13 protein-coding genes and 1 tRNA gene are annotated in these 18,968 nt (G+C 62.9%); 8 read left to right on the plus strand and 6 right to left on the minus strand.

Annotated features, from left to right (window positions below; all coding sequences use genetic code 11):
• Window positions 1-16 precede the first annotated feature (16 nt).
• The 3 genes from J9889_RS14180 to J9889_RS14190 all read right to left on the minus strand — a co-directional run bounded on the left by J9889_RS14180 (window position 17) and on the right by J9889_RS14190 (window position 2,650).
• On the minus strand, window positions 17-1,192 hold the full coding sequence (locus J9889_RS14180) for a dicarboxylate/amino acid:cation symporter (protein WP_042014198.1): 1,176 nt from the start codon (window positions 1,190-1,192) through the stop codon (window positions 17-19).
• A gap of 168 nt (window positions 1,193-1,360) precedes the next feature.
• Window positions 1,361-1,924: a methyltransferase gene (locus J9889_RS14185; protein ID WP_234935984.1), complete on the minus strand. Its 564-nt coding sequence runs from the start codon at window positions 1,922-1,924 to the stop codon at window positions 1,361-1,363.
• A gap of 90 nt (window positions 1,925-2,014) precedes the next feature.
• A complete protein-coding gene (locus tag J9889_RS14190) occupies window positions 2,015-2,650 on the minus strand; it encodes a TetR family transcriptional regulator (protein ID WP_052815707.1) in 636 nt (211 codons plus the stop codon).
• A gap of 154 nt (window positions 2,651-2,804) precedes the next feature.
• Here J9889_RS14190 and J9889_RS14195 point away from each other — a divergent pair, with 154 nt between their 5' ends.
• The 4 genes from J9889_RS14195 (at window position 2,805) to J9889_RS14210 (ending at window position 9,887) form a co-directional block, all read left to right on the plus strand.
• Window positions 2,805-3,986 (plus strand): efflux RND transporter periplasmic adaptor subunit, encoded by a 1,182-nt coding sequence (locus tag J9889_RS14195; RefSeq protein ID WP_010673710.1) that lies wholly within the window; start codon window positions 2,805-2,807, stop codon window positions 3,984-3,986.
• Between the two features lie 17 nt (window positions 3,987-4,003).
• Window positions 4,004-7,153 (plus strand): efflux RND transporter permease subunit, encoded by a 3,150-nt coding sequence (locus J9889_RS14200; RefSeq protein ID WP_210557084.1) that lies wholly within the window; start codon window positions 4,004-4,006, stop codon window positions 7,151-7,153.
• A complete protein-coding gene (locus J9889_RS14205) occupies window positions 7,146-8,561 on the plus strand; it encodes an efflux transporter outer membrane subunit (protein WP_103261412.1) in 1,416 nt (471 codons plus the stop codon). The genes J9889_RS14200 and J9889_RS14205 overlap by 8 nt, the downstream gene beginning before the upstream one ends.
• A gap of 330 nt (window positions 8,562-8,891) precedes the next feature.
• Window positions 8,892-9,887, plus strand: a complete 996-nt coding sequence (locus J9889_RS14210) for a sulfate ABC transporter substrate-binding protein (RefSeq protein ID WP_210557086.1) — start codon at window positions 8,892-8,894, stop codon at window positions 9,885-9,887.
• Between the two features lie 240 nt (window positions 9,888-10,127).
• On the opposite strand, the gene J9889_RS14215 is transcribed toward J9889_RS14210, so the two are convergent.
• Both J9889_RS14215 and J9889_RS14220 read right to left on the minus strand, forming a co-directional pair.
• A tRNA-Thr gene (locus J9889_RS14215) sits at window positions 10,128-10,203 on the minus strand.
• 87 nt (window positions 10,204-10,290) lie between these two features.
• Entirely contained in the window at window positions 10,291-11,031 is a 741-nt protein-coding gene (locus tag J9889_RS14220) for a phosphatase (protein ID WP_005324180.1), read from the minus strand.
• A 468-nt stretch (window positions 11,032-11,499) separates the two neighbouring features.
• On the opposite strand from J9889_RS14220, the gene J9889_RS14225 reads away from it, so the two are divergent.
• From J9889_RS14225 to J9889_RS14240, 4 genes are all read left to right on the plus strand, one after another.
• Window positions 11,500-12,153, plus strand: coding sequence for a TetR/AcrR family transcriptional regulator (locus tag J9889_RS14225; protein WP_005324182.1), 654 nt, complete (start codon window positions 11,500-11,502; stop codon window positions 12,151-12,153).
• Between the two features lie 47 nt (window positions 12,154-12,200).
• On the plus strand, window positions 12,201-14,525 hold the full coding sequence (locus J9889_RS14230) for an acyl-CoA dehydrogenase (RefSeq protein WP_202017020.1): 2,325 nt from the start codon (window positions 12,201-12,203) through the stop codon (window positions 14,523-14,525).
• 161 nt (window positions 14,526-14,686) lie between these two features.
• Window positions 14,687-17,749, plus strand: a complete 3,063-nt coding sequence (locus tag J9889_RS14235) for an efflux RND transporter permease subunit (protein WP_210557089.1) — start codon at window positions 14,687-14,689, stop codon at window positions 17,747-17,749.
• A gap of 15 nt (window positions 17,750-17,764) precedes the next feature.
• Window positions 17,765-18,808, plus strand: coding sequence for an efflux RND transporter periplasmic adaptor subunit (locus J9889_RS14240; RefSeq protein ID WP_210557091.1), 1,044 nt, complete (start codon window positions 17,765-17,767; stop codon window positions 18,806-18,808).
• A 27-nt stretch (window positions 18,809-18,835) separates the two neighbouring features.
• On the opposite strand, the gene J9889_RS14245 is transcribed toward J9889_RS14240, so the two are convergent.
• Window positions 18,836-18,968, minus strand: a 133-nt coding sequence (locus tag J9889_RS14245) for a transposase (protein ID WP_162231338.1), incomplete at its 5' end; no start/stop codon positions are given.

Here is an 18,968-nt window from a genome sequence, read left to right on the forward strand (position 1 = left end):
TTTATTGCCTGCGCTATCAGGCTGCGTCCTGCTCGGTGCTGAGTGCTGGCTCGCCCCGGGCGAAGCGGTCGGCCCACAGGGCGATGACGCCGTCACCGGTGACGTTGCAGGCGGTGCCGAAGCTGTCCTGGGCCAGGTAGAGGGCGATCATCAGGGCGATGGAGGCCTCACCGAAGCCGAGCATGGAAGTGAGCAGGCCGAGCGCGGACATGACACCGCCACCCGGTGCGCCCGGCGCGGCAATCATGATGACGCCCAGCATCATGATGAAGGGCACCATGGTGCCGTAGCCCGGAATGGCCAGGTGTTCGGAGAGGAACATCACCGCCGTGGCGCAGGTTACCAGGGTGATGGTGGAGCCGCACAGGTGGATGGTGGCGCACAGGGGCACGGTGAAGTTGGCGATGCCGTCGCTCACGCCGTTGCGCTTGCTGGCTTGCAGGGCCACCGGAATGGTGGCGGCGCTGGACATGGTGCCAAGGGCGGTGAAGTAGGCGGGCAGCATGTTCTTGATGAGCATGACGGGGGAGCGCCCCTGGGCGAGACCGGTGCCGACGAACAGGACGCAGAGCCAGATCCAGTGCATGACGATGGCCATCACCAGCACTACCCCGAAGGTCTTGAGGGTGGCGAAGACGGTACCTTCCACCGTCATCTCGACGAAGACGCCGGCGATGTAGAAGGGCAGCAGGGGAATGATCACGCGAGCCAGCAGGCGGTCGATGATGTCACGGCCCTGATCTGCGACCCGGCGCAGGTCGGTGGCCTGGGTGGCGCTGATGCCGATGCCGAACACGAAGGCGGCGGCCAGGGCCGACATCACCCCGAACAGGGGCGGGATCTCGAGGTTGATGTAGGAAGCGAGCTTGGTGGCTGCCTCGGCGGTGGGCTCGGCGGCCGTGGTCAGGTGCGGGATCAGGTGGCTCGCCACGGTGAAGGCGAACAGGCCCGCCAGTATGGTGGAGCAGTAGGAGAGCCCCACCGTCTTGCCCAGCAGCTTGCCGGAGTTCTTCGGCAGGCTGGCGATGCCGCTCATGATGAAGAAGAGGATGATGAGCGGGATGGTGAAGGTGATGAGCTGGCCTATCACCGTCTTGGCGGTGAACAGCACGCGGGCGACCCATTCGGGGGCATAGAGACCGAGCAGCAGGCCGGCGAGGATACCGGCAACCAGATTGAGAACGAGTTTCATGGGGGAATCCAGGTGTTGGTGTCTGATTTGTTATTTAATTTTGATTTTAATGCCGCTTTTTAACACAAACGCCGCATCTTGTCTGCTTTATGGTGGTTAACTCAGGGTTAAATATTGTTAACGGGCTGAATGCCGTGAGGTGTCACTGTCCCCGGGGGCTTTCGCGGATCAGCGCCGCACCAGCAAGGCGTGCAGCCAGGGGCCGTTCACTTCATCTTCCCCCACCCAGCCATGGTGCAGGGTGAAGGGGAGGGGAGCGATCAGGCGTCGCAGCCCCGCCTCGTCGAGCCGGGTCTGCAGGGGATATTCCCCCGACCGTGGTTGCGGTTCGCCCTTCCCGTGGGGGAAGGAGGCGTAGAGGGGGCCCCCGGCCTTGAGCAGGGTGGCCAGATGACCGAGCGCCGGGGCTATCTCGTGTTCGGGCAGACAGGGGAGGGAGCCGCTGGCCCAGATGCCGTCATAGGGAACGACGCTTTGCATCTGCTCGACGCGGCAGACTCGCACCGGCTGACCGCACAGGCGCGAGGCGGCAGCGGCCTGCGCCCGGCTCGCATCGAAGGCGGTCACGGTGAGGCCTTGCTGGCGAAAGAGGCGCAGATCCTCTCCTGCCCCGCAACCGGCCTCCAGCAGATGACGGCCGTTGCCCAGCAGGGCCAGGAAGGGGGCATGGGCGCCTGCCACGAGGGCGGGGCGAGGGGCGGCGTCGTGCGCCGGCGCGGGGGCGTGTGGCAAGGGTGTCGGGCTCATCGTGGTGGGGGGCGTTACTCTAGCAGGTTTGCCCCCGGCTGTTGAGCATTGGCGGGGGCGGCGCGTCTTGCCGACTCAGGGGTGGCGGCGAAGGGTGGGGCTCGCGATGAGGGTGAACAGGGTATCGAGGAGAAAGTCCGACTCCTCCATCAGATCGATGCGATCCGGGAAGTGCAGCCAGTTGATGATGTAGCCGTCCAGAGTGCAGTGGAGCAGGGTGGCGGCGCGGCGCAGATCCAGCCCCTCGGGCAGTTGGCCACGACGCACGGCATTGGCCAGGGTGATCTCCAGATCCCGGAAAAAATTCATGGATTGCAGGTGCATGTGCTCGCGCATGACGGCGGCCTCTCCCTCCATGGATTCCAGATTGAACATGATGGTGAACATCTGCTGGTGGGCGGGCTCGGTGCTGATCTTGAGCATCACCTCCTTGAGAAAGCTGCGCAGCTTGCCCAGGGGATCCGGCTCCGCCTCGTCGACGCAGGCATCGAGCTGGTGGGAGAGGGGGGCACACAGCTCCTCCCACAGGGTGACGAACAGCTCTTCTTTATTCTTGAAGTGCCAGTAGATGGCGCCCCGGGTGAGGTCCGTCGCCTTGGCGATATCGGTCAGGCTGGTGCGTGCCAGCCCCTGTTGGCAGAAGAGATCCAGGGCCGTGCTCATGATGTTGCAGCGGGTTTGCTGCGCCTCTTCTTTGGTGCGTCTGGCCATTGACTCCGGTCCTGTTTAAAAGTGAAAAAAGTTTCTTACATACATTCGTGAATGTATGTATATTGCCTCATCTTCGCCGTTTTACCAACAGGGGCCTTATAAACCCTGTGGTTTTGTCACTTCTTTTTGATTGAAACTGAGGTTCAGAGACTTGATGCATAAACATATTCTCGCACGTTCGGTCGGCCTTGCCTTGCTGGCAAGCGGCCTGCTGGCTGGCTGTGGTGACAAGGACGGGGCCCAGCAGGCCATGGGGGAGATGCCTCCCGCCGCCGTGGACGTGGTCACCCTCCATACGGCCCCCCTGCAACTGTTGTCCGAGCTCACCGGCCGCACCGCCCCCCTGCGGGTGGCCGAGGTGCGTCCCCAGGTGAACGGCATCATCCTCAAGCGCCTGTTCACCGAGGGGAGCGACGTCAAGGCCGGTCAACTGCTCTATCAGATTGATCCCGCCGTCTATCAGGCCGAAGTGGCTTCCGCCAAGGCCAACCTCGCCAAGGCCGAGGCCAACGAGCGCAGCGCCCGCCTCAAGGCCCAGCGCTACGCCGAGCTGGTGAAGGTGAAAGCCATCAGCAGCCAGGAGTATGACGACGCCGACGCGGCCTGGAAACAGCAGCTGGCCGAGATCGGGGCCGCCAAGGCCGCATTGCAGACCGCCAACATCAACCTGGCTTACACCCGCATCACGGCCCCCATCAGCGGCCGCATCGGCAAGTCGGCGGTGACCGAGGGTGCCCTGGTGACCGCCCAGCAGGCGGACAGCCTCACCTCCATCTCCCAGCTCGATCCCATGTACGTGGACGTGCGCCAGTCCACCGCCGACCTGCTGCGCCTCAAGCGCCTGGTGGCCGAGGGCAAGCTGACCCAGGGGGAGAAGGACGGGGCCGGTGTCAGCTTCCAGCTGGAAGATGGCAGCCAGTATGGCGAGAAAGGGGCCCTCCAGTTCTCCGACGTGACCGTGGACGAGGCGACCGGCATGGTGACCCTGCGGGTGATCGTGCCCAACCCGGATCAACTGCTGCTGCCCGGCATGTTCATGCGTGCTACCTTGCAGGAGGGCGAGCGCCCGCAAGGCCTGCTGGTGCCCCAGACTGCCGTGACCCGTACCCCCAAGGGCGGTGCCACCGTCATGGTGGTGACGGCGGACAACAAGGTGGAACTGCGTGAAGTGCAGGTCGGCCGCATGTCCGGCGACAGCTGGGTGGTGGAGTCCGGTCTCAAGGCTGGCGAGAAGGTGATCGTCGCCGGTCTGCAGAAAGTCAAACCCGGGGTCGTGGTGGCGCCCACTGAACGTGCCGGCAACAGCGCACAACAGACCCCGGCAACCAAGCAGTAGGATGGAGTAGTCGCCTCATGGCACGTTTTTTCATAGATAGACCCATTTTCGCCTGGGTGATCGCCCTGGTGATCATGCTGGCCGGGGCCATGGCCATCATCGGCCTGCCGGTGGCCCAGTACCCGACCATCGCCCCGCCGGCGGTTGGCATCTCCGCCAGCTACCCGGGGGCCTCCGCCAAGACGGTGGAAGACTCGGTGACCCAGATCATCGAGCAGAACATGACCGGGCTGGATCACCTGCTCTACATGTCGGCGCAATCGGACTCGTCAGGGAACGTCAGCGTGACCCTCACCTTCAAGCCGGGTACGGATCCCGACATCGCCCAGGTGCAGGTGCAAAACAAGCTGCAACAGGCCATGTCGCTCCTGCCCCAAGAGGTGCAGCAACAGGGCGTGCGGGTACAGAAGACCTCCAGCAGCTTCCTGATGGTGGCCGCCTTCATCTCCACCGATGGCGCCATGACCAACGATGACCTGGCGGACTATGTGGTAGCCAACATCAAGGAGCCCCTGAGCCGTCTGGACGGGGTCGGTGACATCACCTTGTTCGGCAGCCAGTACTCCATGCGCGTCTGGCTGGATCCGCACAAGCTCAACCGGGTGCAGATGACCCCGGCCGACATTCAGGCCGCCATCAAGGCCCAGAATGCCCAGGTTGCCTTCGGCAAGCTGGGGGGGACCCCTGCGGTGAGCGATCAGCAATTTACCGCCACCATCATGGGCCAGACCCGGCTCTCCACCGTGGAGGAGTTCAACAACATCCTGCTGCGGGTGAACCAGGATGGCTCCAAGGTCCAGCTCAAGGACGTGGCCCGGGTCGAACTTGCCGGTGAAAACTACGACGCGACCGCGCTCTACAACGGCCAGGCCACCGCCGCCGTCGCCATCAAGCTGGCGACCGGTGCCAACGCCCTGGACACCGCCGAGCACGTGCGGACCAAGCTGGGTGAACTCTCCGAGTACTTCCCGGCCAACATGGAGATCGTCTATCCCTACGACACCACGCCGTTCGTGAAGATCTCCATCAAGGAGGTGGTGCAGACCCTGATCGAGGCGATCTTCCTGGTGTTCTGCGTCATGTATCTGTTCTTGCAGAACTTCCGGGCAACCCTGATTCCGACCATCGCGGTGCCCGTGGTCCTGCTCGGCACCTTCGGGGTGATGGCGGCCTTCGGCTTCTCCATCAACACCCTGACCATGTTCGGTCTGGTGCTCGCCATCGGCCTCTTGGTGGATGACGCCATCGTGGTGGTGGAGAACGTGGAGCGTCTGATGAGCGAGGAGGATCTCTCCCCCCTCGAGGCGACCCGCAAGTCCATGACCCAGATCACCGGCGCCCTGGTGGGCATCGCCCTGGTGCTGTCGGCGGTGTTCGTGCCCATGGCCTTCTTCGGTGGCTCTACCGGTGCGATCTATCGCCAGTTCTCCCTCACCATCGTCTCGGCCATGGTGCTCTCGGTGCTGGTGGCCTTGATCCTGACACCGGCGCTCTGCGCCACCCTGCTCAAACCCATGAAGCACGGTGAATTCGGCGCCCAGCGCGGCTTCTTCGGCTGGTTCAACCGCTTCTTCGACACCAACGCCAACCGTTACCAGAACGGCGTGCGCAAGGTGATCAAGCAGGGCACCCGCTACGGCATCATCTATCTGGCCATGCTGGCGGTGCTGGCGGTGCTCTTCATGCGCATGCCCACCTCCTTCCTGCCGGAAGAGGATCAGGGGGTCATCATGTCCATGGTGCAGCTCCCGGTGGGGGCGACCAAGGAGCGGACCGAGGTGGTGCTCGGGGAGATGCGCGACTACTTCCTCGAGAACGAGAAGGAGAACGTGGACTCCGTGCTGACGGTGGCGGGCTTCAGTTTCGCCGGTAGCGGTCAGAACAGCGGCATGGCCTTCATCAAGCTCAAGGACTGGAGTGAGCGCAAGGGAGAAGAGCGCAGCGCCAATGCCATCATCGGCCGCGCCATGGGGTTCCTGTTCAGCATCAAGGAAGCCCAGGTCTTCGCCTTCAACCTGCCCCCCATTCCGGAACTCGGCACGGCCACCGGCTTCGACTTCTTCCTGCAGGACCGCGGCGGTCTGGGTCATGAGAAGCTGATGCAGGCGCGCAACCAGTTGCTCGGCATGGCGTCGCAGGATCCCAACCTGGTGCGGGTACGCCCGAACGGGATGGAAGACACGCCCCAGCTCGACATCAAGATCGATTACGAGAAGGCGCTGGCCCAGGGGCTCTCCATCACCGACATCAACAACACCCTGTCTGCGGCCTGGGGCTCCTCTTATGTGAACGACTTCGTCGACAGAGGCCGGGTCAAGAAGGTCTATCTGCAGGCGGATGCCCCTTTCCGGATGAACCCGGAAGATCTGAAGCTGTGGTACGTGCGCAACAGCGCGGGCCAGATGGTGCCCTTCTCCGCCTTTGCCAGCACGGAGTGGAGCTTCGGCTCGCCCCGTCTTGAGCGCTACAACGGTGTCTCCGCCATGGAGATCGTCGGTGAGGCGGCCCCGGGCAAGAGTACGGGTGATGCCATGGCTGCCATCGAGGAGATGGTGAAACAGTTGCCGGAAGGGATCGGTATCGAGTGGACCGGCCTCTCCTTCCAGGAGCGTCAGGCAGGCTCCCAGGCGCCGGCCCTGTACGCCATCTCGCTCCTGGTGGTCTTCCTCTGTCTGGCGGCCCTCTACGAGAGCTGGAGCATTCCGTTCTCGGTCATGCTGGTGGTGCCGCTCGGGGTGCTGGGGGCCATTTTGGCCGCGACCCTGCGCGGGCTTGAGAATGACGTCTACTTCCAGGTGGGCCTGCTCACCACGATCGGGCTGTCGGCCAAGAACGCCATCCTCATCGTCGAGTTCGCCAAGGAGCTGCACGACAAGGGGATGAGGCTCGGGGATGCGGTGGTGGAGGCCTCGCGTCAGCGCCTGCGCCCCATCCTGATGACCTCGCTCGCCTTCATCCTGGGGGTATTGCCCCTGGTGATCAGTACCGGGGCGGGCGCCAGCAGCCGAAACGCCATCGGGACCGGCGTGATGGGGGGGATGATCAGTGCCACCGTGCTCGCCATCTTCTTCGTGCCGCTGTTCTTCGTGCTGGTGATGCGCTATTTCACCGAACGCAAGCATGCCGGGGAAGAGAGTGTCCACACCAAGGAGATCAACCATGACTAAGACCCTGATCGCCCTTGGTGTGACCCTGATGCTGGGGGGCTGCTCCATGGCCCCCGACTACCAGCGCCCCGAGCTGCCCCAAGGTGCCTCCTGGCAAGCTGACCTGGCCGCCAAGGGGGAACTTGCCCCCTGGCGCCAGCAGTTCCAGGACCCGGCCCTGCAGACGCTGATCGGCACCGCCCTTGAGAGCAACCGGGATCTGCGCCTGGCAGCCCTCAACGTCGAGGCCTACGAGGCGAAATACCGTATCCAGCGGGCGGCCCAGTTGCCGACCCTGGCCGCCAGTGGCAGCGGTACCCGCCAGCAGGGATCCGATGATCTCAGTAGTACGGGGCAGGGCACCATCAGCAGCCAGTACGGCGCCAACATCGGCATCACCGCCTATGAGCTGGATCTGTTTGGCCGGATCCAGAGCCTGAAAGATCAGGCCCTTGAGACCTATCTGGCGCAAATCGAGACCCAGCGCAGCACCCAGATTGCGCTGGTGGCCTCGGTGGCCAATGCCTACTTCACCCTGCTGGCGGATCAGGAGTTGCTGGCCCTGAGCCAGGCGACCCTCGCCACCGAGCAGGAGAGCTATGCCCTGACCGAGCACAAATACCGCTTGGGCGCCGCCTCCGAGATGGAGCTGGCCCAGGGGCGCACGGCACTGGAAAACGCCAAGGTCAGCCAGGCGCAATACCAGCGTCTGGTGAAGCAGGACAGAAACGGTCTGGCCCTGCTGCTTGGCACAGATATCCCGGTGCTGGCGGCACAACCGGCCACCCTGGCCGAGGTGAAACTGGCGCCGATCCCGGTGGGAGCGCCCTCCAGCCTGTTGCAGCAACGCCCGGACATCCTGGCGGCGGAGCACAACCTGAAGGCGGCCAACGCCAACATAGGGGCGGCCCGCGCCGCCTTCTTCCCGACCATCTCGCTCACCGCGACGGCGGGCACCGCCAGCAACCAGCTGAGTGGTCTGTTTGACGGCGGCACCGGCACCTGGACCTTCATGCCCCAGATCAATCTGCCCATCTTCGATGGCGGCAAGCGCGTTGCGGATCTGGACGTGGCCGAGGTGGGGACCAGGCAGGCGGTGGCGAGCTACGAGAAGAGCATCCAGACCGCCTTCAAGGAGGTCGCGGACACCCTCGGTGCCCAGGCGGACTACGCGCAGCAGCTGCAGGCGCAACAGGCGCTGGTGGATGCCAACCAGACTTACTTCAGGCTGGCGGAGGTGCGTTACGAGCAAGGGGTGGACAGCTACCTGACCCGCCTCGATGCCCAGCGCTCCCTGTTCAGCGCCAAGCAGGGGCTCATCAGCACCCGGCTCGCCCAGCTGAGTAACCAGGTCGCCCTCTACAAGGCCGTCGGTGGCGGCTGGCAGGCGCCGAAGGACGCAGAGCCGGCATCAGACAAACAGGGTTGACCCCTTGGGGTTGACGTAAAAAGCATCAGGGGCGAACCACTAGGTTCGCCCCGTTTTTTTATCTGTCATGTCGAGAAGCCAAATCGAGGCAGGTGACAACGGCGCTCCCTGCCCGGGGCAGGGCGCGGGCAGGAGGAGCCCCACGCTCATGGGCGCCGCCCTCGGCAACCATCATGACCTGCCTGGAGGTGACCACCTCATCGCCGTCATCCGTTGCACCGGACCCAGGAGATGCCATTTATCGCATAAGCTGAGCAGTAATTATTCTTTCAAAGAATAAATGGTCGACTCTTATAGTCAGTCACTCGCCCCTCATTCCAAGGATGTGAAATGAAACGACTCGTGCCGGCCACCCTGCTTGTTGCAGGACTGGCTCTCGCCCCGCTGGCCCAGGCGACCACCCTGCTCAACGCCTCCTATGACGTGATGCGCGATTTTTACAAGGAGTACAACGAAGCCTTCCTGAAGCACTGGCAGGCCGAAGGCGGGGAGCCACTGCAGATCAACATGTCCCACGGCGGATCGAGCAAGCAGGCGCGCGCCGTCATCGACGGCCTGCCCGCCGATGTCATCACCATGAACATGGCCACCGACATCAACGCCCTCGCCGAGCATGGGGGCCTGGTGCCCAAGGGGTGGGCGGATCGCCTGCCGGATCACAGCGCCCCCTTCACCTCGGCCACCGTGTTCATCGTGCGAAAGGGCAACCTTAAGGGGTTGAAGGATTGGCCTGATCTGCTCAAGGAGGGGGTACAGGTCATCGTGCCCAACCCCAAGACCTCGGGGAACGGCCGCTACACCTATCTGTCTGCCTGGGGGTATGTGCTGGAGCAGGGGGGCGATGAAGATGCGGCCAGGGCATTTGTCGGCAAGCTGTTCAAGCAGGTTCCCGTGCTCGACACCGGCGGCCGCGCTGCCACCACCACCTTCATCCAGAACCGCATAGGGGACGTGCTGGTCACGTTCGAAAACGAAGCCGAGATGATTGCCCGGGAGTTCGGTCGTGGCAGCTTCGAGGTGGTCTATCCGAGCGTCACCGCCGTGGCCGAGCTGCCGGTGTCAGTGGTGGACAAGGTGGTCGACAAGCAGGGTACCCGCAAGGAGGCCGAAGCCTATCTGGCCTATCTCTGGTCTGACGAAGGCCAACGCATTGCTGCCAGCAACTATCTACGCCCGCGCAACCCGGCGATCCTCGCCGAGTTCGCAGACCGTTTCCCGAACGCCACCTTCCTCGACGTGGTGAAGGCCTTTGGCGAGTGGCCTGTGATCCAGCGCACTCACTTCAAGGAGGGCGGGGTGTTCGACCAGATCTATGCCCAGCGCTGAGGGGCCCCGGGATAACGATGCTCACCCAGGTGCAGCCGGGGCGTGGCTGCCTGGCTGCCCTCTCTGATGGTGGGGCCAGGTTGGTGCGTCAGGCTCTGAAAGATGAACAGGACCGTCGCGGATGGCGGTGTCCTGGAAGGGGAGGGTGTTCTGGCACAGTCACACCGGCGTCTTGGCCAGAGACCCGGGACAAAAAGCACGAAGGGTTGGCCTCGCACTGAGGCCAACCCTTCGTCTGTCTGGTGCCGGTAATAGGAGTCGAACCTACGACCTTCGCATTACGAATGCGCTGCTCTACCAACTGAGCTATACCGGCGGCTTGATGTTCAGAGTCGTGAAAAAAGCCGGACAAGTCAATTGAGCCAACTCGATTTTATGAGTTGGCTCATGATGTTAAGGCATATCAGAGGTCAACGAACTCCGGGATGTGAGCACGGCCGCGGCTCTCGAGAAAATCGAGCAGTGCGCGGGGGGAGCGGGCCAGGATCCGCTCATGTGGGAAGTTGGCTTCGGTGACCAGCCGATGGCAGTGATCAAAGTCGCCGAGGCTGAAAGCCACGTGGGAGTCGGAGCCGAAAGTGAGGTAGGCACCCAGATCGCGCGCTGCCTCGACGATGGCGCGGCAGTTGCTTTCGCTGCCTGCACGGGAGTGACTGAACGAGGAGTTGTTAACCTCCAGCGCCACTCGATACTCTGCCGCTGCCTTGACCACCGCCTGGATATCGATGGGGAAGGCGGGGTTGCCGGGGTGGCTTATCATGTCGACCCGACCACTTCGAATGGCGTTGATCATGGCCTGGGTATGGGTCGCCTGATCGCAGGGGGGAAACACCGGTTCGTGAAAGCCCGCCATGATCATGTCGAGCCGCGATTCGTAGCGCTCGGGGAAGTCTATTTCACCGTCGATGTTCTTGATGTTGGCTTCGATGCCGCGCAGGATGCCGACCCCGTCCACGACCCTGGGCAACACGTGCAGATTGACGAAATGCCAGTAATGCGGGGCATCTGCCATGTCCGGGCCATGGTCCGTGGTGGCGAACAGCTTGATCCCCTTGGCTTTGGCGATGGGCAGGTAATCGTGAATGGTGCTGTAGGCGTGGGTGCTGGCGACGGTGTGCGTGTGGGTATCGACCGTATACTTCATCTTCTCTCCCCTCTGGCATGAGGCGACAGCATAGCAAGATTGGCGAAGCCGGGCCATGTGGCTGGTTGCCATACTTTGTCACAATTTGGGTCTGTGCTGACAAAGTCTGATGACGTTTCACTGCGAGGATGGCGACATCGATGCAAGCCTGAACACCCATCGATGGGTCGACACTGGATGGTCAGACCCGTTTTCCCCGCCGTCGCCCCTGCGACGGTTTTTTTTGGTTCTCTTTTAGCGCATCGGGTGACGGCAGGGCAAAAAAATGCCCAACTAGCATGACGCAGGTTGGGCGAGACTTAATGTTTAATTGCAGTGGCATAGATATAGAGTGCCGTCTCGCCGCGAAGTTCCCGCCATCTTCCCTCTTTTTTGATTAAAAACATTTAGCCAACACTTGTTCACATTCTCTTGACATGGGTGGGCGTGAAACGTACTTTTTAAACATTCGTTTAAGTGAGGTGTCCAGTGAGTAAAATCGATACCAAGAACCGTATTCTCGATGCCGCCGAGGTGCTGTTTGCCGAGCGGGGGTTCGCCGATACCTCGTTGCGTCTGATCACCAGCGAGGCCGATGTGAACCTGGCTTCGGTCAATTATCACTTCGGCTCCAAGAAGGAGCTTATCCAGGCGGTGCTCGACCGTTATCTGAGCCTCTTCATGCCGGCACTGGACGGGCGGTTGCAGACGTTGATGGCGCAGGATCAGCTGACCCTGTTGCAGGTGTTCGAGAGCTTTGTCGAACCTCTGATGAAACTGTCGGCCGTCAGGGCGAATGGTCCGGCGCTCTTCATGCAGTTGCTGGGGCGCGGCTATATCGACAGTCAGGGCCACCTGCGCCGCTTTATTACCACCCATTATGGGGCGACCCTGCACGGGATCACCCAGGCCATCTCCAAGGCCAATCCGGATTTGTCGCCAGCGGATCTCTTCTGGCGCCTGCACTTCACCCTGGGCACAGTCGTCTTCACCATGGCCTCTGCGGATGCCCTGCGTGACATCGCCCAGGCCGATTTTGGCCAGCAGCTCGATGTGGAAGGGCTGGTGCGCAACGTCATTCCTTATCTGGCGTCCGGTGTCGGGGCGCCCGTGGAGTCGACCAGGCTCTCCCTGGCCGTGTAACACCTAACAATAATCAACGGAAACAGTGAAATAGAAGGAACTTCGGTATGATCACATTGCTTGTCCTGCTGGTGCTGGCGATAGCCGTGGTGCTCGGTGTCCCCGCCATCCGTAAAAAGGTGGTGACCCGCCCCGTGTTCGGCATCTTCAAGAAGATACTGCCGCCCCTGTCGGCCACCGAGCGGGAGGCCATGGAGGCCGGCTCCGTCTGGTGGGACGGGGAGCTGTTTCGCGGCAACCCGGACTGGAAGAAACTGCACGGCTACGGCAAGGCCGAGCTGAGCGCAGAAGAGCAGGCCTTTATCGACAACCAGGTCGAAACCCTGCTCGCCATGGTGGACGACTTCAAGATCGTCAACGAGACCAAGGACCTGCCGGAGCCGGTGTGGGACTATCTGAAGAAAGAAGGCTTCTTCTCCCTGATCATCCCGAAATCCTACGGCGGCCGCGAGTTCTCGGCGATTGCCAACTCCACCATCGTCACCCGTATCGCCACCAAGAGCCTGAGCGTCGCGGTCACCGTCATGGTGCCCAACTCCCTCGGCCCGGGCGAGCTGCTGATGCATTACGGCACCCAGGCCCAGAAAGATTTCTGGCTGCCGGGGCTGGCCAACGGCAAGGAGGTGCCCTGCTTCGCCCTGACCGGGCCGGAAGCGGGCTCCGATGCGGGCGCCATCCCGGACAAGGGGATCGTCTGCAAGGGGGTGCACAAGGGGGAAGAGGTGCTGGGTATTCGCCTGAACTGGAACAAGCGCTACATCACCCTGGCGCCGCGCGCCACCGTGCTGGGGCTGGCGTTCAAGCTCTATGACCCGGAAAAACTGCTGGGTGACAAGGAAGAGATCGGCATCACCTGCGCGCTGATCCCGACCAGTCACCCAGGCGTGCGCGTCGGCGATCGCCACTACCCCATGGGGCTGGCGTTCCTGAACGGCCCGACCTTCGGCAAGGATGTGTTCATTCCGCTCGACTGGATCATCGGTGGCCCGGATTACGCCGGCCGTGGCTGGCGCATGCTGGTGGAGTGCCTCTCCGCCGGTCGCGGCATCTCGCTGCCTGCTCTGGGTACCGCCTGTGGTCACATGGCGAGCCGCACCGTGGGCGCCTACTCCTACGTGCGCAAGCAGTTCGGCATGTCCATCGGCAAGTTTGAAGGGGTGCAGGAAGCGCTGGCCCGCATTGGCGGCCTCACCTATCAGCTCGAAGGCGCTCGTCGCATGACCGCAGGTTCCCTGGATTTGGGTCAGGCACCGGCCATCGTCACCGCGATTTCCAAGTACCACATGACCGAGATGGCCCGCCAGGTGATGGATGACTCCATGGACATCCATGCCGGTCGCGCCATCCAGCTGGGCCCGAAAAACTACACCGGCTACGCCTACATGGGCATTCCGGTGGCCATCACGGTGGAAGGGGCCAACATCCTGACCCGCAACCTGATGATCTTCGGGCAAGGGGCCACCCGCTGCCATCCGTATGTGTTTGCCGAGCTGGAAGCGGCGGCCGACACCGATGTGGAGCGCGGTCTCGAGAAGTTTGACGCCCTACTGATGAAGCACATCGCCTTCGGTACCGGCAACTTCTTCGGTGCCCTGTTCCAGGGGCTGACCCTGGGTCAGTTCAACAGTGCCCCGGTGGCCGGCGAAACCGCCCGCTACTACAAGCAACTCTCCCGCATGAGCAAGGGGCTGGCCCTGTGCGCCGACGTCTCCATGCTGATGCTGGGTGGCGATCTCAAGCGCAAGGAGATGATCTCCGCCCGTCTGGGTGATGTGCTGAGCCACCTCTACCTGGCCTCCGCCACCCTCAAGCATTACGAGGATCAGGGCCGCATGGTCTCTGACCTGCCGTTCGTGCAGTATGCGGTGGAGCGCAACCTCTACCTGATTGGCAAGGCGTTCGAGGGCTTCTTCCAGAACTTCCCGAACAAGGTGGTGGGTGCCGTACTCAAGCGGGTGGTGTTCCCGTTCGGCGTTGGTTACAAGATGCCGGCGGACGATCGCTGCCATGCCATCTGTCTGGCCATGATGACGCCGGGCGAGTTCCGGGATCGTCTGACCGCGCTCTGTTATGTGGGCAAGGACGAGGCGGATCCGGTGGGGCTGATGGAGCGTGCCTTCCAGGCCATGGTCTCGGTGCAGCCCATCGAGAAGAAGCTGGTGCAGGCCCAGAAAGAGGGCAGACTGCCCCGCAAGCTGGCGCTGCCTGAGCTGGTGGCTGCCGCCCTGTCCCAGTCCATCCTCGGCAAGGAGGAGGCGGACAAGCTGCTGGCCGCCGATGCCTTGCGCTACGAGGCGATCCAGGTGGACAACTTCGCTCCTGGCGAGCTGGAAGGATTGTCTCAACCGAACCCGGTCGAGCATGCAGCCTGACCCCGAGCGTAAACCGACAACCGGCCCTAGTGGCCGGTTTTTTGTTGTTTAACCAGGCATTTACAAGGTCGATTAATTCCAGTTTAATGCAATGGCCCCCACCCTTGGGGCAGGAAGCAAGGCCATCGGAATGGCCGATAACAACAACTCAGGAAGAGTGAATGAACCTCGCCAAAACGGCGATCGAACGCCCCATCTGGGTGGCGGTCTCGGTCGTGCTGATTTTTTTGCTGGGCCTGCTCAGCATCCGTGGACTGCCCGTCCAGCTGTTTCCCGACATAGACCGTCCTCACCTCAACATCACGGTGGACTGGCGTTCGGCCTCGCCCCAGGAGATGGAGTCGGAGATAACCGATCCCATCGAGCAGGAGATGCAGGGGGTACAGGGGCTCAAGAGCCTCAGCAGCAACAGCTACCCCGGCTTCACCGAAATCGACATGGAGTTTGCCCTCTGCACCGACATGCAGCGGGCCCAGCTTGACGTCATCTCCCGCCTGAACCGGGTCTCGGGGCTGCCGGACAACATCGGCGGTCCTTACGTCAACAACTACAGCAGCAACGACACCCTGACCTTCTTCTTCATCCAGCAACTGCCCGGCGCCAAGGGGGAGATAGACGATCACCAGGCGCTGATCGAGGCGAGGGTCAAGCCCGAGCTGGAGCGGATCCCCGGGGTGTCCACGGTCGACATCGAGGGGATCAACGAGCGCCAGATCCAGATCCGTTTCGACCCTTACCGCGCCGCCGAGCTGGGGGTGGAGATCCCAGTGCTTGCCAGCCGGGCAACGACGGGCTGGGATGTGTCGGCCGGCACCCTCGACATCGGACGCTGGGAGTACAAGCTGCGCTTTGCCGGTCGCTATGACGTGGCGGCCCTGGGGGACAAGGTGGTGGACTGGCGTGACGGCCTGCCCATCTATCTGCGGGACGTTGCCGAGATCAGAGTGGCCCGGGAGGAGAACCCGGTGTTGCGCATCCAGAACGGCAACACCGCCATCGCGGCGCAGATCTTCAAGGAGAGCGGTGCCAATGCCCTGGCGGCGCTCGAGGGGATCAAGGCCAAGGTCGGGGAGCTCAACCGGGAGGTGCTGGAGCCGGTTGGCCTGCACATGGAGCAGTCGTTTGACGCTTCCCTCTACATCAACCGGGCGGTGAGCATGGTGACCGCCAACCTGGGGCTAGGAGTGCTGCTCTCCTGCGCCATCCTCTGGGTCTTTCTGCGCCAGCTCAAGGCGACCCTGATGATCGCGATCGCCATTCCCATCAGCATCATGCTCACCTTCTGCCTGCTCAAGGTGATGGGGCGGACCCTCAATATCATCTCCCTGGCGGGCATTGCGTTTGCGGTCGGCATGGTGCTCGACGCCGCCATCGTTGTGCTGGAGAGCATCTACCGGCGCCATGAGCGGGGTGACATCAGCAAGGGAGAGGCGGCGCTGGAGGGCACCCGCCGGGTGTGGACCGCTCTGGTGGCGTCCACCCTGACCACGGTCGCCATCTTCCTGCCGGTGCTCCTGCTCAACGATGTGGAAGGGCAGTTGTTTGCCGATCTTGCGCTCACCATCGCCTGCGCGGTGACCGTCTCCATGGTGGTGGCGGTCACGGTGTTGCCTGCGGTGGCGGCGCGCTGGATGGGGCACGAGCGGCTGATTGATCCCTTTGAGCGCCTGTGGTGCCGCGCCACTCGCCATGTGATCCGCTGGACTGCCACCGCCCCCAGGCGCTGGGCCATCATCGTCCTGATGATGACGGGGCCTGTGCTGGCGAGCTGGCTGCTGCTGCCCAAGATGAACTACCTGCCGGATGTGAAGCGGGACGCCATCGATGTCTGGATGAGTTTCACCCCGGGGGTCAATCTCAAGGCCCAGCGGGAAGAGGTGATCGATACCCTGATTGCTCGCCTCGACCCCTATATGAAAGGGGAGAAGGATCCTGTCCTCAAGAACTACTACATCCTGCGCTACCCGGGCGGTGCCCAGATCGGGGTGCGGCCAAAGGAGGAGAGCCAGATCAAGGTACTGGAGCAGCTTTTGATGAAGCAATTGCTGGTGGGCATTCCCGACACCCGGGTGTTTGGCGGTCAGGGGTCCCTGTTTGGCGGTTTTGACAGTGAAAACAGCATCTCCCTGCTGATCCAGGGAGGTGGGCTGCCCGAACTCTATCAGGCGGCCCGGGAGAGCATGACCATAGTGCAGCGGGACTTGCCCGGCGCCCAGGTCAGGCCAGAACCCGGGCTCGATTTCACCGCTCCCGAGCTTCGGCTGGTGCCCCAGGACAGGCGCCTGGCCGAGGTGGGCTGGGATCGCTCCCCCATGCCCGCAATCATCCAGACCTTTGGCGATGGTCTGCGGGTCGGCGAATATTTCGACGGGGATGAGCGGCTCGACATCCTGCTGATGGGGCAGGCCTCCGCCAACCCGGACGAGCTCAAGGCGGTGCCGCTTGCTACCCCGTCCGGGCGTATCGTTCCCCTTGGGGAACTGCTGCGGGTAGAGCCGCAACTCGGGCCTGAGAGCATCTTCCGATCCGATGGGCGGCGCAGCATCAGCCTGCAGATATCGCCTCCTGCGGGGATGAGCATGGAGCAGGTGCTCGACACCCTGCAGCACAAGAGCTTTGCCGCCATCCGGCCGTTGCTGCCGGCCGGGGGGGAGCTGCGGGTCGCCGGCAATGCCGACAGCCTGCAACAGGCGCTCGGCAACCTCGGCAGCATCTTCCTGTTCGCCGTGATGATACTGCTCATTCTGCTGTGGGGGGTCTTCGCCTCCCTCAAGGATGCCGTGCTGGTGCTGCTCACCTTGCCACTCGCCACCGTAGGCGGCGTGCTGGCGCTGCACCTGAGCGGTCTGGTGGCGCCGCTGCCGATGGACTTGCTCACTATCATCGGCTTCGTCATCCTGCTCGGGTTGGTGGTCAACAACGCCATTCTGCTAGTGCACCAGACCAGGATGGCCGAGCGGGAGGGGATGAGCCGACAGTCGGCAGTCACCGATGCTCTGCAAAGCCGGATGCGTCCCATCGCCATGACCAGCCTCACCAGCATCTTCGGCATGCTGCCCCTGATGCTGAGTCCGAGCGAGGGGAGCGAAATCTACCGGGGGCTGGCCACCGTCATCGTCGGCGGCATGAGTTGCAGCACCCTCTTCACCCTGATCCTGTTGCCCGTCTTCCTGCGGTTGGGGGAGCAGACCGACATACCGCACGCCCTTCGGCAGCGTGCCTGAGCAAGGAGCTCATCGATGACACAAGGTTTCACAAGGATGGTGGTGGGGGCCCTGCTGCTGACTGGCGGGCTGCCTGCGCTTGCACAAAGCAAGATGGTGACGCTGGCGGAGGTGGCCCAGGGAGAGGCGGGGGCCAGCATCTGGGTCAGCGGCACGGTGGCGAGCCGCCAGCAGGCGGCGCTCAGCGCCGAAGTGAGCGGTCGGGTGGAGTGGATAGCCGAGTTTGGCAGCCGGGTGAAGGCGGGGGACGAGTTGTTGCGCCTGGACAGCGCGACCCTGCGCCTCTCGCTGGAGCAGGCGAGGGCGGAACAAGCCAGAGAGGGGAGCAACCTGCGTTACGCTCGCGCCGAGTTCCAGCGCCTGGATCGTTTGCACCAGCAAAAGAGTGCTTCCCAGAGCCAGTATGACAAGGCGCGTTATGACGTGGAGCAGGCTGAGCTGTCCGAGCAGCTTGCGCGGGTGCAGGTGCGCCAGATTGAGGAGCAGCTGCGCAGAAGCCGCATCTTTGCCCCGTTTGACGGGGTGGTGAATGAACACTTCATCCAGCCGGGGGAGCATGTGGATGCGGGCGAACAGGCGCTTGAGCTGGTCAATCCGGACCAGCCGGATATCCGGTTGCGTGCGCCTATTGCCTGGGCCCGGCAACTGGCCACCCAGGCCCGGTTGCGGGTGGAAGGGGAGCAGCTCAGTAGCCACGCCATCTATTACCAGCGGGCGGCGAGCGCCGATCCCAAGTCACGGCTCATCGAGCTGCGCCTCAAGCCGGAAGCGGGCTCGTTCATCATCGGCTCGCCAGTGCGGGTGGCGCTGCCAATGGGAGAGCAGCACACCATGCTGCTGCCACGGGATGCCCTGGTGCTCGGCACCGAGGGAAGCGTGGTCTATCAGGTGGAGCAGAGCGGCGAGGCGCTCACGGTGAACCGGGTGCCGGTCACCGTGCTCTTTGGGGACAGCCGGGAGGTTGCGGTGAGCGGCGCTCTCAAGCAGGGAGACAAGGTGGTGGTGCGCGGCGCCGGCAGCCTGCAGGATGGAGACAAGGTGGAGCTGTTTCGCGGTTGAACCTGGGCAGATCCCATAAAAAAAGGTTCATCGCGGCTTTCCGGGGAAGGCCGCCTTGATTTTCAGAAAAAAGTATTCTGAGTCCCTAAATCCATATGCCATGCGCTTTATCACTTTGATCTTGTTGTTCACCCCTTCCAGCACACTCGTGTGCATCGGG

It is taken from the genome of Aeromonas sp. PrichA-15 (assembly GCF_017939245.1).
Taxonomy (GTDB): Bacteria; Pseudomonadota; Gammaproteobacteria; order Enterobacterales; family Aeromonadaceae; genus Aeromonas; species Aeromonas caviae.

Coding starts and splice junctions, on each gene's coding strand:
- J9889_RS14180 (WP_042014198.1), bottom strand. CDS start 1,192: ATGAAACTCGTTCTCAATCTGGTTGCCGGTATCCTCGCCGGCCTGCTG.
- J9889_RS14190 (WP_052815707.1), bottom strand. CDS start 2,650: ATGGCCAGACGCACCAAAGAAGAGGCGCAGCAAACCCGCTGCAACATC.
- J9889_RS14195 (WP_010673710.1), top strand. CDS start 2,805: ATGCATAAACATATTCTCGCACGTTCGGTCGGCCTTGCCTTGCTGGCA.
- J9889_RS14200 (WP_210557084.1), top strand. CDS start 4,004: ATGGCACGTTTTTTCATAGATAGACCCATTTTCGCCTGGGTGATCGCC.
- J9889_RS14205 (WP_103261412.1), top strand. CDS start 7,146: ATGACTAAGACCCTGATCGCCCTTGGTGTGACCCTGATGCTGGGGGGC.
- J9889_RS14210 (WP_210557086.1), top strand. CDS start 8,892: ATGAAACGACTCGTGCCGGCCACCCTGCTTGTTGCAGGACTGGCTCTC.
- J9889_RS14220 (WP_005324180.1), bottom strand. CDS start 11,031: ATGAAGTATACGGTCGATACCCACACGCACACCGTCGCCAGCACCCAC.
- J9889_RS14230 (WP_202017020.1), top strand. CDS start 12,201: ATGATCACATTGCTTGTCCTGCTGGTGCTGGCGATAGCCGTGGTGCTC.
- J9889_RS14235 (WP_210557089.1), top strand. CDS start 14,687: ATGAACCTCGCCAAAACGGCGATCGAACGCCCCATCTGGGTGGCGGTC.
- J9889_RS14240 (WP_210557091.1), top strand. CDS start 17,765: ATGACACAAGGTTTCACAAGGATGGTGGTGGGGGCCCTGCTGCTGACT.